Source organism: Paractinoplanes rishiriensis (genome assembly GCF_016862375.1).
In the GTDB taxonomy this organism is placed as follows: domain Bacteria; phylum Actinomycetota; class Actinomycetes; order Mycobacteriales; family Micromonosporaceae; genus Actinoplanes; species Actinoplanes rishiriensis.
The window spans coordinates 231,891-243,797 of sequence record NZ_BOMV01000057.1 but is presented as its reverse complement, the minus strand read 5'-3'; the positions used below and the strand labels follow the sequence as shown (position 1 = coordinate 243,797).

General features: G+C 70.6%; 15 protein-coding genes. 9 read left to right on the top strand and 6 right to left on the bottom strand.

Going from position 1 to position 11,907, the window contains the following annotated elements; all coding sequences use genetic code 11:
* Positions 1 to 79 precede the first annotated feature (79 nt).
* The 6 genes from Ari01nite_RS25600 to Ari01nite_RS25575 all read left to right on the top strand — a co-directional run bounded on the left by Ari01nite_RS25600 (position 80) and on the right by Ari01nite_RS25575 (position 4,630).
* Positions 80 to 862, top strand: coding sequence for a hypothetical protein (locus Ari01nite_RS25600; protein WP_203784702.1), 783 nt, complete (start codon positions 80 to 82; stop codon positions 860 to 862).
* 428 nt (positions 863 to 1,290) lie between these two features.
* Positions 1,291 to 2,223 (top strand): DUF3500 domain-containing protein, encoded by a 933-nt coding sequence (locus Ari01nite_RS25595; RefSeq protein ID WP_239163014.1) that lies wholly within the window; start codon positions 1,291 to 1,293, stop codon positions 2,221 to 2,223.
* A gap of 80 nt (positions 2,224 to 2,303) precedes the next feature.
* A complete protein-coding gene (locus Ari01nite_RS25590) occupies positions 2,304 to 2,711 on the top strand; it encodes a class I SAM-dependent methyltransferase (protein ID WP_203784701.1) in 408 nt (135 codons plus the stop codon).
* Between the two features lie 48 nt (positions 2,712 to 2,759).
* Positions 2,760 to 3,332 (top strand): hypothetical protein, encoded by a 573-nt coding sequence (locus Ari01nite_RS25585; RefSeq protein WP_203784700.1) that lies wholly within the window; start codon positions 2,760 to 2,762, stop codon positions 3,330 to 3,332.
* Positions 3,333 to 3,516: 184 nt separating this feature from the next.
* Positions 3,517 to 4,053 (top strand): RNA polymerase sigma factor, encoded by a 537-nt coding sequence (locus Ari01nite_RS25580; protein WP_203784699.1) that lies wholly within the window; start codon positions 3,517 to 3,519, stop codon positions 4,051 to 4,053.
* 235 nt (positions 4,054 to 4,288) lie between these two features.
* Positions 4,289 to 4,630 carry a hypothetical protein gene (locus tag Ari01nite_RS25575; protein WP_239163013.1) on the top strand — a complete coding sequence of 114 codons (342 nt, stop codon included), beginning with the start codon at positions 4,289 to 4,291 and terminating at the stop codon, positions 4,628 to 4,630.
* On the opposite strand, the gene Ari01nite_RS25570 is transcribed toward Ari01nite_RS25575, so the two are convergent.
* The 3 genes from Ari01nite_RS25570 to Ari01nite_RS25560 all read right to left on the bottom strand — a co-directional run bounded on the left by Ari01nite_RS25570 (position 4,611) and on the right by Ari01nite_RS25560 (position 8,025).
* On the bottom strand, positions 4,611 to 5,873 hold the full coding sequence (locus tag Ari01nite_RS25570) for a serine/threonine-protein kinase (RefSeq protein ID WP_239163012.1): 1,263 nt from the start codon (positions 5,871 to 5,873) through the stop codon (positions 4,611 to 4,613). The two genes, Ari01nite_RS25575 and Ari01nite_RS25570, sit on opposite strands and share 20 nt — an antisense overlap.
* Before the next feature lie 22 nt (positions 5,874 to 5,895).
* The gene (locus Ari01nite_RS25565; protein ID WP_203784697.1) at positions 5,896 to 6,498 is read right to left on the bottom strand and encodes a hypothetical protein; all 603 of its coding nucleotides are present in this window, start codon (positions 6,496 to 6,498) and stop codon (positions 5,896 to 5,898) included.
* A 69-nt stretch (positions 6,499 to 6,567) separates the two neighbouring features.
* On the bottom strand, positions 6,568 to 8,025 hold the full coding sequence (locus tag Ari01nite_RS25560) for a vWA domain-containing protein (RefSeq protein WP_203784696.1): 1,458 nt from the start codon (positions 8,023 to 8,025) through the stop codon (positions 6,568 to 6,570).
* 141 nt (positions 8,026 to 8,166) lie between these two features.
* Between Ari01nite_RS25560 and Ari01nite_RS25555 the strand changes: the two genes are divergently transcribed.
* Both Ari01nite_RS25555 and Ari01nite_RS25550 read left to right on the top strand, forming a co-directional pair.
* Positions 8,167 to 8,763: a hypothetical protein gene (locus tag Ari01nite_RS25555; protein WP_203784695.1), complete on the top strand. Its 597-nt coding sequence runs from the start codon at positions 8,167 to 8,169 to the stop codon at positions 8,761 to 8,763.
* On the top strand, positions 8,764 to 9,648 hold the full coding sequence (locus Ari01nite_RS25550; protein ID WP_203784694.1) for a hypothetical protein: 885 nt from the start codon (positions 8,764 to 8,766) through the stop codon (positions 9,646 to 9,648).
* A 2-nt stretch (positions 9,649 to 9,650) separates the two neighbouring features.
* Here the strand turns inward: Ari01nite_RS25550 and Ari01nite_RS25545 are convergent, their stop codons facing one another.
* Positions 9,651 to 10,355 (bottom strand): hypothetical protein, encoded by a 705-nt coding sequence (locus Ari01nite_RS25545; RefSeq protein ID WP_203784693.1) that lies wholly within the window; start codon positions 10,353 to 10,355, stop codon positions 9,651 to 9,653.
* A 215-nt stretch (positions 10,356 to 10,570) separates the two neighbouring features.
* Here Ari01nite_RS25545 and Ari01nite_RS25540 point away from each other — a divergent pair, with 215 nt between their 5' ends.
* Positions 10,571 to 10,969, top strand: a complete 399-nt coding sequence (locus Ari01nite_RS25540; protein WP_203784692.1) for a DUF6188 family protein — start codon at positions 10,571 to 10,573, stop codon at positions 10,967 to 10,969.
* On the opposite strand, the gene Ari01nite_RS25535 is transcribed toward Ari01nite_RS25540, so the two are convergent.
* A complete protein-coding gene (locus Ari01nite_RS25535) occupies positions 10,954 to 11,571 on the bottom strand; it encodes an SRPBCC family protein (RefSeq protein WP_203784691.1) in 618 nt (205 codons plus the stop codon). The two genes, Ari01nite_RS25540 and Ari01nite_RS25535, sit on opposite strands and share 16 nt — an antisense overlap.
* Positions 11,529 to 11,891: an ArsR/SmtB family transcription factor gene (locus tag Ari01nite_RS25530; RefSeq protein WP_203784690.1), complete on the bottom strand. Its 363-nt coding sequence runs from the start codon at positions 11,889 to 11,891 to the stop codon at positions 11,529 to 11,531. The genes Ari01nite_RS25535 and Ari01nite_RS25530 overlap by 43 nt, the downstream gene beginning before the upstream one ends.
* Between the last annotated feature and the right edge of the window lie 16 nt (positions 11,892 to 11,907).

Here is an 11,907-nt window from a genome sequence, read left to right as displayed (position 1 = left end):
ATTGAAAAACTCGTACTAAGCGGATCCGCGCCGCGACCGATGCTGAGGTGGTAACCCCGTGGCGACCCAGAGGAGAACCGTGAACCCGACCTTTCACCCGCAGCACCCGGCGTCGTGGTGGGCCCAGTTCGAGGACTGCTCGGAGAAGTTCGACCGCGGGTCGATGACCGAGCTGCTCGGCGACGAGATCATCGCCCGCATCCCGTCGCTGCTGCTGCGTCGCGAGGCCGAGACCGCCACGGCGATCGTGCTCCGCCACCTGCACCGCCCGTCCAGCACCGACCTGGCCGAAATGGCCGCCGACGCAACCGCCCGCCTGGTGGCCACGGTCGAGCGCCTCGACGAGCGCGCCACCGGCGACGACGCCGGCACCGCGGAGGCGTCCGCGCTGTGCCGCCTGCTCCAGGGCGACTGGGCCGAGGCGGCGGCCCAAGCCGAGGCGAGGATGGGCACCCTTCCCCTGGTCCAGGCCGTGGTCACCGCGCTGCGCCTGGAGTCGTTCGGGGCCGACCTGGTGGTACGCCTGCTGACCGCCGGCCAGCCGCCGGCCGCCGCCGTCCGGACCGGCCGCGCCATCGCCCGCTACAGCTGGTGGCCCAACTGGCTGCTGACCATCGTCAGCGAGCGCGTGATGGCCGGCACGCTGACCTCGGACACCATCGCGGCCCTGCAGCGCTGCGCCTTCGCCGGCCTGAGTCCCACCCAGGCCCGGATGGCCAAGCGCCTGATAGCCGCCGAGCCCCAACTGATCGAGGCCACCGCCCACCGCCTGGAAACCTTGGGCGAACACCCAGCCGCCACCAAGCTCCGCGCAGGCTGTCTCGACACGGTGGCTTTCGCCGCCCGCCTGATCCCAGTCTGACCACAACGGCCGTCGCCGGGACCCGTCACATGGCCCCGGCGACGCCCGTTCTCCCCACTCCAGCCAACGCCCCCGCACCTCAACAAGATCGGCCCACAACCAGCACAGCACCGCCCCGCCGCCACAGCCGCCCCGCACCTGCCGCCCCACCGCCCTAGCTCAACAAGATCCTCCGCGCCGCCCCCACCCGCGCCTGACAAGATCGACTCACCCCCGTCACGACGGCGATGCGGTCGATCTGCTGTCGCTCGACGCCGCCGAACCGACAAGATTCGCCCCGCGACCCGTCACCCGGCGGCGACCCTGTCGATCTGGTGTCGCTCGACGACGCCAACCGACAAATCTGGGACTGAGGCGGGTGGGCGGTTTGTCGCCGCGCGCGGGCTGGGGGGCGCACGGGAGGGAGCAGCCCGTGCGAGGGTGGGCATGTGGCTAGCGAAGAGATGACTACCGCCGCCCGGGCATTCGTCGCGAGTCTGGACGACCGGCAGCTCGGTCTGGTCCGGGGGCAGCTCGCCGATCCGGGTCTTCGACAGTGGACCTATCTGCCGGGTGAGCGGCCCGGCCTGCCGATGGAGCACCTCACCGGGCGGCAGCACGATCTGGTGGTCGAGCTGCTGCGCTCGGCTCATTCGGCCGAGGGTGCGACGCTTGCGGTGGGTGCCGTCGAGGTCGAGAGGGTACGCCGGGAACTGGTCACCGGGTCGCCACCCGCCGGTGACCGGTACTGGTTGCGGGTGCTCGGCGAACCCGGCGGGGACGAACCGTGGGGCTGGCGGATCAACGGGCATCACCTGGCCGTGCACGCCGTCGTGACCGCGGGCGGGTGCACGGTGACGCCGCACTTCATCGGGTCCGAGCCGGCCGTGCTGCCGTCCGGGCGGCGTCTCCTGGGGCCCGAGGAGGATCTGGCCCGGGAACTGGCCGCCAGTCTCGACCCGGACCAGCGCAGCCTGGGCATCGCCGGGGACCGGGCCCCGGACGACATCCTGACCCGGTTCGACCCGGTGGCCGACCCGACGGTGCTGCCCGCCGGTATCGGCCGCGACCGGCTGCGGGCCGATCAGCAGGAACTCCTCGACCGGCTGATCCGGCGTTATCTGGATCGCGCTCCCACCCCGTACGCCCAAAAGGTTTGGCGCGAAGCGCTCGAAGCCGGACCGGAGCGTATCCGTTTCGCGTGGGCGGGCCCGACCGCCCGGGGCGAGGGGCACTACTACTGCGTGCGGGCGCCGGAGTTCCTGATCGAGTACGACAACACCCAGGATGACGCCAACCACGCGCACTCGGTCTGGCGGCACCTGCGCGACGACTTCGGCACCGATCTGCTGCGCGAGCATTACGCCCGGAGCCACGGATGAAGCTGGGCCACGGATGAAGCTGGGCACGGATGAAGCTGGGCCACGGATGAAGCTGGGCCACGGATGAAGCTGGGTCACGGATGACGCTGTCGCCCCGGCTGGCCGCGATCGTCGAGGCGCTGCCGCTGGAACCGCACCTGCGCGTGCTGGAGATCGGCTGCGGTCCCGGTGCGGCCGCCCGGGCGGTCGCGGAACGGCTGACCACCGGGCACATCCTGGCGATCGACCGGTCGGCGGCCGCCATCGCGCAGGCCTCGTCGGCCGCGGCCGCTGCGATCGCGGCCGGCCGGATGAGCGTCCGGCAGGTCGCCGCCGAGGATTTTGCGCTCCGGGAGCGGGAGCACCCGTTCGACCTGGTTTTTGCCGTACGCGTGGGCGCGCTGGACGGCCGGCACCCGCAACTCGGCGACCGGGTCATGCAGCGGATCGCGGCCGCGACCACGCCGCGGGCCCGCCTGTTCATCGACGGTCACGAACGTCACTTCTGAGTACCCGTACCCATCCGCGGTCCGCCCACGATGGACAGGATGGTCCGCATGCGAAAGACACTGTTGGTGATTGCGGCCGTGATCGCGGGCCTGCTGGCGGCGAGCGCCGCCGCGACGGCCCAGGCGCGGCCCCGGGGGATTCCCGATCGGGTCATGTTGCAGGCGGAAGACCTTCGCGGCGTCGAGCCGGGTCCGGTGGAGGACGGTTTCGCCTGGCCGCTGCTGCCCCAGCCGTGCGCGGACACGCCGGTGCCGCAACCGGTGGCCAGCCGTTCCCAGGCCGCCGCCCTCAACGAGCGGCACCGCGCCTACCAGTATGTCGGCCGGTACTCCGGCGACGGCGCCCGCGCGTACCTCAATGAATTGAAGGCCCAGCTCACCCGCTGCCGAGCCGGCGGCGGCAGCAACGGCTTCCGCACGGTCGCCGAGGACCACCTGGGCCCCGACACGGTCCTGTTCAACCTCAACTACGACGAGGGTGACCGCACGGTCGCGTATGTGGCCGCCGCGACCGGCCATTACGTGGTGGTCATCCTGGTCACCGACTCGCTCCTGAACATCGGCGACCTGACCCTGGCCAACGACCTGGCCGGCAGCGCCATCCGCCGCGCGGCCGGCTGACCGGGTGCTCCCGGTCCGCCCACGGGCGGACCGGGAGTCTCCACCCCCGGCAGCCCATCCCCGCGCCGCCGGCCCTGGATCTTGTTGAACTCGTGGCGCCCAACAACGCCCGACAACAGCAGATCGACACAACCGGACGGAACTGGCCGCGCCGGCCGTTGAACGGCCCGCCTAGGCTTACCTCGTGGACAGCGTCGAAGACCTGGCGCGGGCGGCCGCCGCCGGGGATGCGGCCGCGCTCGACGCGCTGCTGACCGTGCTGCGGCCGGACGTGCTACGGGTGTGCGCGCGGTTCCTGCCCAACCGGGACGACGCCGAGGACGCCTGCCAGGACACGCTGCTGGCGCTGACCCGGTCGATCGGGCGGTTCGAGGGGCGGTCGTCGTTCCGCACCTGGCTCTACCGCCTGACCGCCAACCGGGCCCGGTCCACTTACCAGAGCCTGCGCGGCCGCTTCCTGGCCGAGTCGGGCGGTGTGCCGCTGCCGGACCGGCCCGACCCGCGGCGCACGAGCGTGGTGGCCGGCACCCGGATCGACCTGCTGGAGGCGCTCGAGACGCTGCCGCCCGACCTGGCCGAGGCGGTGGTGCTGCGCGACCTGGTCGACCTGAGCTATGCGGAGATCGCCACGCTGACCGCGGTGCCCGAGGGCACCGTGAAATCCCGGATCCACCAGGGCCGGTCGACGTTGCGGCTCCGCCTCTCCACGACAGGCCCCTGACATGCCGATCCCGACAAGTCGGCCGGCGCAAGGGCCGGGTGCGAAGCGCGCGGCCGGGACGGGCGCGCGGTCCGCGTCGGCGGCACTGCTTCTCCTGTGCGCTGCGCTCGCGGGTTGCGCCGCCGAGCCGCCGGTGGCTCCCCTGCCGACCGAGGCGCCCAGTTCCGTCGCGGCTCCGGCTCCGTCGGCGCCCACCTCGGCGCCCGTTTCGTCCGCTCCGACGACCTCCACCACCGTGACCCGGCGGCCCGTGGAGTCGTCGCGCCCCACCCACACCCGGACCACGCCGCCACCGCCGACCACCGAGCCCACGTCGGCGTGCCAGGGCGCGGTGGTGCACGTCATCGACGTCGCCAACGACGAGCTCGCGCTGGTCCCCGCGCTCTGTGTCGCCACCGGGGCGGTGCTGCGCATCGAGCACATCGGGCCCGGCGAGGTCACCAACGACAGCCCGGACCTGGTCGAGCAGCGCTACGAGGCGGGCATCGTGCAGATCCGCATGATCCGTCCCGGCACCGTGGTCGTGACGATCGTGCAGAACGGCACCCCGCACGACATCACCGTGGTGGTTCGTTAGCCACCTCGATGCGGGCCAGCAGCGCGTCGACGTCCTGATCGCCGGGGGCGATCTGCGCGTACACCAGCACGCCCGCGGTCACCGCGGCCGCCTCGAAGAGCACCGGCTTGCCAGTGGCGCAGGTGAAGCCGGCCACCACCCAGTCGAGGCCGGCCTGACGGGTCTGCCGCAGCGGCGACGCCGTGCAACTGGCGTGTGGGCGCTCGGCCACGAAGCCGGCCGCCGTGGTGCGCGCCGCCGCCGACCGGGACAGGCCCACGAAAGCGCCCGGCACGTCCGGGTCGGTGTGCCAGCGGCCCGGGTCCGGCGAGACCACCAGGGCCGGCTCGCGGTGGCCGTCGACGTCGAACCGGCCCGCCCAGCCCGAGCCGGCACCCTTCCAACCGGTGGGCAGGGTGACCGTGATCTGCCCCGTACCGTCAAATGCTTGGTGAATCTCCTCGGGCTGGATCATGTCGGAGGTGACGCCGGCGAGCACGACCAGGACCGCCACGACGCCCACCGCGCGCTGTCCCCAGGTCAGCGCGCCACCGCTGCGCGCCGCCCGGTCGAGCGCCTCCGCGAAGGCCGACGCGTCGGGATAGCGGTCCGCGGGGTCCGGCGCCGTCGCCCGCTGCAGGACCGGAGCAATTTTGGGCGGTACGCCGAGCCGCTGGCCCAGCTTGCCGAGCCCGTAGACGTCCGCCGTCGTGCTCACCGTGGCCAGTGGGTCGTCCTGCTCCGGAGCCATGTAGCCGGGGGTGCCGGCGCGCGCGGTCAGGCCGGACGCGGCGGCCAGCGCCTTCGCGAGCCCGAGGTCGGCGATCAGCACCCGGTCGCCGTCGAACACGATGTTGCCCGGCGTGAGGTCGCGGTGCACGATCCGGTTCCGGTGCAGCACCGCGACCCCCGCGGCGATCTCCCGCAGCAGGCGCAACCCCTCGGCCGGCGGCACCCCACCCTGCGCGATCCGGTCGCGCAGGCTACCCCCCGAGGCAAATTCCATGACCGAGTACGGGCGGCCGTCCGCCAACTCGCCGACCGCGTGGACGCGCACGAGACGCTCGTCGGACAGCCGCCACAACAGCCGGGCCTCCTGCTGGAACCGTTCGCGCACCCGCAGGTCGTGCGACCAGTTGTCGGCCAGCACCTTGATCGCCACGTCCGCGCCCAGTGCCGGGTCGTGTCCGAGCCACACCGTGGCGAACGACCCGGCACCGAGCAGCCGGACGATGCGGTACGAGCCGATCTGCTGTGGGACCACGCCTCGACTCGACCACATGCGGCTAGCGCACCGCCACCGCCGTCACGTGCCGGGTGAGATCGTCGAGCGTGGCGGTGAAGTCGACGCTGCCCGTCCGGCGGAACTGGCAGGAGTGGATGCCGGCCGCGTACCGGCAGGTCACCGCGCTGGCCGGGTTGGCCGTGAGCAGGCCGGGACCGAGGTACACGAAGCGCAGCGTGGCCCCGAGCCGCAGGCACGGCGCCCACCAGCTCAGCTCGTCGGTGGTGTCGAGGTCGACCACGCCGCCGGGCGGGGTGCAGGCGGGCGAGGGCTGACCGGCGACCGAGGCGGGCACCCGGACGGTCATCTGGCGCGTGCCGACCGTGAACGTGACCGTGCCGGTGCGGAGCAACCGGCACATGTGGACGCCGCCGGCGTAGTAGCAGTCGACCATCGTGTCCGGCTGGATCGCCACCGTGCCGGGGCCGGAATTAGCGACCCGCACCACGCCGCCGACCGCGATGCAGAGCTGAGGCAGCGCCCCGCCCTGCGACACGTCGACGGTGTGCACCACCGCGCCCTGACAGGTGACGGCCGCGTGCGCCGGGCCGGCGACCACGACGGCGCCGCCCAGCATGAGCACAACCGCAAGCAGAAACTTCACGACGTTCACTCCTCGTCGGTAGGGACTGTGCTTAGTTCGTCCCATCCCGCCGCGGTTTTGTTCACCAGTTCACAGGTGTTGAGAAAGAAGCTGGTACGCCGCCTGAATGCCGCGCTCGTCGGTGACGAGTGAGTGGCCGCCGCAGGCCTGCGCCAGCCGCTCGAGCACACCTCGCCCGGCGTCGCCGCCGTACGCGATGCCGAAGAAGAGAACGTCCGTGTCGCCCAGGCGCCGCTCGACCTCGGCGACCGTGCATGACGACCCGTTCTCCTCGCCGTCGGTCAGCGCGACCACAGCCCGCAGGTTGGCCGGGTCGGGTCTGCCGTCGAGCACGTCAAGGGCAGCGTTCACGGCGTCCAGCAACGCCGTCGAGCCACCGGCGAGCAACCGGCCCAGCACCGATGGAACGGCTGCTCGGCTGGACTCGACCGGCTGGAGCGGCACGCGCAAGTTCACCTGATCGGCAGAGAAGATCACACCAGCGTTCGCCGTTTGACCCTCGAGGCTGTCGAGAAACGCCGTCAGGCCCTGTTTGGCAGCGCTCAGACGATTACCGGCCATGCTTCCCGACGTGTCGACGACGAGGCACACATCTGCGGACCGCTTGAGTCGTGCCCCACGCTTGCGAAGTGTGCGCATCAGCCGGCGGGCCGGCAGGTGAGGTGCAGGCTGTGCCGGACTGCCGATGACCTGCGCGGATGAAGCCGGGGCCTGGCCGGCCATCGGCCGCACGGCCCGGGACAGGTAGACCTGGTTCATCGCCGGGTCCACCAATGCGGCCGCGAGCTCGGCAAATGCTTCGTCCTCGCCCGGCCGCTGCGAGCCGGTCCGGCCCAGCACGGAGTGCACCCAGGCCGTGCCGTCGTCCGGGTGCACCAGCACGGCGGGCAAGTCCGGGTGCCGGGACACGGCCGCGATCGCGGAGTGTTCCTGTAGCGCCAGGACGTCGGCTCGCCATTCGCCGTCCGGCATACCGCGCTCGACGACCCCGACGTCGTTCGGCGCGTATTCCATCACCTGGCGCTGCAACGCCTCGATGAACTCGTCGGAACGTCCGCTCTCGAACTCGTCGTGGTCGATCTCCGGCGATCCGCCGGCAGCCGTGGCCATGGCCGCGAGGACGGCCAAGCCGTCCGCGGAGTGGGAGTGCGCGTGCATCAGACGCAGCCAGTCGGACGACAGCAGTGTGCGCCAGCCGATCGGGCCATGTGCCCGGATCTCGGTGTAAATCTCGGGCCGCATCAGCAGCACGACCGGGGAAGCGGCGAAGGGAACTAACCCGACCTCGCGGTCGTCATCGGCTCGGCGGTAGAGGTCCAGGTGCTGCTCGAGCTCCGCCAGCGAGAAAACCGACGACGGACAGAAGATCCGAAAGTCACGGCCCGCGACGAAGCGCATGACGTCGGTATCGGAGTAGTAGCGGAACTCATACGGCGGGTTCGGCCTGCCGCGATGCACCATGTTCGACGCGGCGGCCAGGAACTCCCGCTTGTCTTCCGTCGCAGCAATGCTGATCAGCTCAGACATATTTGATCCAGAAATAGTGGCTCCGGTGCTGCCATCCTACCGACCCAGTCGAGCGTATAGTCACTCCGGACAGCCGCTCGCATCCATCCATTCGATCGGCGGTGGGACGTGTTCGTCCAGTGGTGCGTAAAAGGTCTTTCGTTGCAGGACGACGACGCCGCCTGCCGGATCATCGATGATCGGCAGGGCCTGGTATGCCAATGGTGGCGCACGTCGGTGGACATTGATCCGGCCGAGGTCGCCGACAAGCTCACGCCGCAGGCTCTCGACCAGCACGTCAACCACTTCACCGACCCGGATCCGAGCACTGGCCGGCCGTTCAATCAGGTCAGCCCGTTCATCTCGCTGTCCGCGGGCACGGTGGAGCGGGACGCCGTGGCACGCACGAACTGGGTGCGCCGGGCGCGCCGCACCGCGCTGCATTTCGGCACCGAGTTCGGCTGGAAAACGACAGCGTACCTCTATCCGTGCTGGGTGATCCTGGCCCCACGGAATGCGGTCGAAATCCAGCACGTCGCGGAGGAGGTCCGCGATCTGAACACGTATCGTCATTACTCGCCGTTCCAGACCGAGGGCGAGATAGTTGCCAAGATAGAGGTTCCCGACAATCACATCCAGTGTTGCGAGAAATGGGAACTCGTCGGCGGTCCGGCGGGCTTCTACCGACGCGTGTGGTCACACCCCAACCCACGCTTTGTACGCCCGGAACGGCTCACCAACGTCCGCGAGTTGATCTGAGTGGCGACCCGTTATCTGCAAGCCATGGGCCTGGACCCCGAGCAGGTCCGCGCCACCGCCGATTTTCTCCAGGCGTATGCCAGGACGTGCCTGGCGGAGCTGGAGGAGGCCGTACACCGGCAGGCCGGTCCCCGAGACCTCGCGCTGCAGCAGGATCCGGCATTCACCATCGCGGCGGACGCCGCGACGGCGCTTCGTGAGGCTGGACAATGGCTGCTCTATTCCGATCTCGCCGGCTCCCGGGGGCTGCTGCAGCGCGCCGGCGACCTTCTACTCGAGCTGCGGCAGCCGTTTGGCGCATACCTCATGGCGGTCGCAGCGGCGGATCCCGGCGAGTCGTCGTACCGGGACATGCTTCGCGCCATGCGGGACGGTCGGAGCGACGACGAAACCGGCCGCGACGACTGGCCGGCGCTGCGATACCCGCAGCAGCAGGCCTATCTGATGCTCGCCGTCACCGGCGGCGCGGCGGCTGAGCCCTTGGCGAGCAGCGCCGCCGCCACCCTCTCGCCCTCGCCGCATCAGACGGGAGTGGCGCCCGTCGGTGCGCTGGGTACCCCGATCCGGCGCCTCTGGGACACCGCCGCGCATCTGCTCGCCCGGGAGCCCGAGTCGGCCCAGGTCATCGGCGATCATCTGGCCGACATGGCCCGCCGCTATGCGGAAACCATGAGTCTCGCCCAGGTGAACAAGTACCTGTGGCGCCACGCGGCCGCGCCCGTTGACGTCGGCGACATCGACGTCGCCGGCGTCGCATCGCTCTTCGCCCGACGGTTCGGTGCGGAAACAGTGCTGCGCAGCGTGCAGGAGGCCGGGCTGTCCGCGGAACGCAATCCGATCGCGATGGCCCCGATAGAAGCCGGCGTCGCACTGTCGCTGTCGTGACGTCAGCGCGGCTGAACCGACCGCGCCAGACCGGTCCATCCGTCCATTTCGGCCTGAGTCAGCACACCGTCCGTCAGCGCGAATCCGAGAATCTCCTCGGCCAGGAACCGGCGAGGCGCATCGGTGATGATGTAACTTGCGCCGGATGCGTCCTCCAGTATTTTGTCCACAGCCGATCTTTTCGTTCCGCGGACCAGTACCGACCAGCCGTCGTGCGCCGCTTTCAGTGCGTGATACTGTTCCATACCGCTCTTTGACGAGCCGATCGAATTGATGATGACTTCATCCTTAATGAGCCTGTGGTCGCCCTGCATGATGGCCAAAGCGATCATGCGAGTCTCGTCGTCACCGTCCAGCAGGCGTGAAATCTCCGGCGCGGAGTAGTAACCCGCCCGAGCCTGCTCCGTCACCGCGCTCAGCAGCCGATCGAGGACGTATGTTCGCGCATCGCCCGGCGGCAGGAGCCCTCGCATCAGGCCGTAGGACTTCCGAAGCTGGTCGAATTTCTCCTCCAATGACACCACCCGACTCCGCAGCATCTCCTCGATGAAGAACAGCGGACCCAGCAACGCTATTGCGGCACCGACCTCGACACGCCACGCCTGTTCCCAGCCGTCCTCATTCTTGGCCCAAAGAACAAGCACCACTCCGGCGATCAACAGAACGGCCGAGATCAATAAATTCCTACGCCTCGCGAACCACGACATGATAATCACCGAGCTTTCCCGGAATAAGGCGCGACGGTGTTGCGTCATCCTACCGCCCGGAAATGATCGAAGGTGGGGTTCTGCCACCGCCGGCGCCCACCCGGCCACCGCCGGCTCCTACCCGGCCACCGCCGGCCGGCCCCGCTCACCGCGCGCCCGACAATCACCGGCGGGATTTAAGGCCCTCTTATGACAACCCGGCCTACGGTCCTGCCATGTCGCCTGTCACGATCACCGCCCGGCCGCTCAACCTGCTGCTCGGGCAGAAGCTGGAGTACGTACGACTCGACGACGCCATCGTGCTGGGGTTCGCCGGCGGTCATCAGGTGCTGATCGAGACCGTCGTCAACCTGACCGGGCCCGCCGGGCGCACCGAGATCGAGCCCGGCACGCACCCCTCGGACGTCCTGGCCACGCTGCTCGGCGACGTGGTCCGCGCGGCCCGCACCGGCGAGTCCGGTGAACTGCGGATCAGCTTCGACGGCGGCGCCGAACTGCTGGTCGAGGTGGACGCCGAGGTCGAGTCGTGGGCGGTGGCCGGGCCGGACGGCTTCCTGATCGTGTGCCTGCCCGGCGGCGAGATCGCCACCTGGGGCCGTCAGCCGGCCGAGTAGAACTCCAGGGTCCGGGTGGCCGCGGCCTGCGCGGTGGCCCGGTCGGCGCCGGCCTCGACGTGAGCGGCCTGCCACGCGGCGACCGAGTGCCGGGCGAACTCGCGGCCCTCGTCGGTGGTGGCCAGCTCGGCCATCTCGGCGGGCCCGGACCGGGGATCGCCGGCCAGGTGCAGGCTCAGCGCCAGCAGCGACTCGTCCCAGCCGGCGCCGCCCGCCGCGGGGCCGTAGTCGCGCCAGTAGTCGCTGTCCGCGGCGGTGTGCTCCAGCCGCAGCACCGTGCCGGCACCGGCCGGAGCCGGGGTCAGGGTCAGCGCGACGTGGCTGACATCGCCGCCGTACTCCCAGGTGATCGCGAGGCGGGCCGGCGGTTCGCAGCGTTCGATCGTGCCCTCGGTGCCGCTGCCGGTGAGCCGGTAGCGCCCGCCCGGCCGCAGGTCGCCGGTGACCGGCTCGAACCAGCGGGCGAGCCGGCCGGCCTCGGTGCAGGCCGCCCACAGCTCCCCGGCCGCGACCGGGAACTCCTGCTCGACGACGATGGTGTGCCGCTCCCCCGTGCTGGTCACTCGGCGGATGACCCGGTTGATCTGCTCGGCAAGGTGCATGACTGGCCGTCCTCTCTGGTGACCTCGGCCCGCAGCGCGTCGAAGCCCGCGGCCCACAGGCTGTGGAACTGGTCGAGCCACTGCTCGGCCTCCCGGACCCCCTCGGGTGCCACCGCGTAGTGCCGGTGCCGCCCGTCGGCCCGCGCCCGGGTCAGCCCGGCCTGGCGCAGCAGACGCAGGTGCCGCGAAGTGGCCGGCTGACTGATCCCGAACTCGGCCCGGATCGCCGCGGTCAGGTAACCGGCGTCGCGCTCGCCACCCGTCAACAGCTCGAGAATCCGCCGGCGGACCGGATCCGCGAGGGCATCAAGCGCGTGCATGCCGTCATCGTATAAC

Excerpts from the sequence above, each read along its gene's own strand:
- Ari01nite_RS25585 (WP_203784700.1), top strand. The coding sequence starts at position 2,760 with ATGCGAAAGACACTGTTGGTGATTGCGGCCGTGATCGCGGGCCTGCTG.
- Ari01nite_RS25590 (WP_203784701.1), top strand. The coding sequence starts at position 2,304 with ATGACGCTGTCGCCCCGGCTGGCCGCGATCGTCGAGGCGCTGCCGCTG.
- Ari01nite_RS25545 (WP_203784693.1), bottom strand. The coding sequence starts at position 10,355 with ATGTCGTGGTTCGCGAGGCGTAGGAATTTATTGATCTCGGCCGTTCTG.
- Ari01nite_RS25530 (WP_203784690.1), bottom strand. The coding sequence starts at position 11,891 with ATGCACGCGCTTGATGCCCTCGCGGATCCGGTCCGCCGGCGGATTCTC.
- Ari01nite_RS25540 (WP_203784692.1), top strand. The coding sequence starts at position 10,571 with ATGTCGCCTGTCACGATCACCGCCCGGCCGCTCAACCTGCTGCTCGGG.
- Ari01nite_RS25560 (WP_203784696.1), bottom strand. The coding sequence starts at position 8,025 with ATGTCTGAGCTGATCAGCATTGCTGCGACGGAAGACAAGCGGGAGTTC.
- Ari01nite_RS25535 (WP_203784691.1), bottom strand. The coding sequence starts at position 11,571 with ATGCACCTTGCCGAGCAGATCAACCGGGTCATCCGCCGAGTGACCAGC.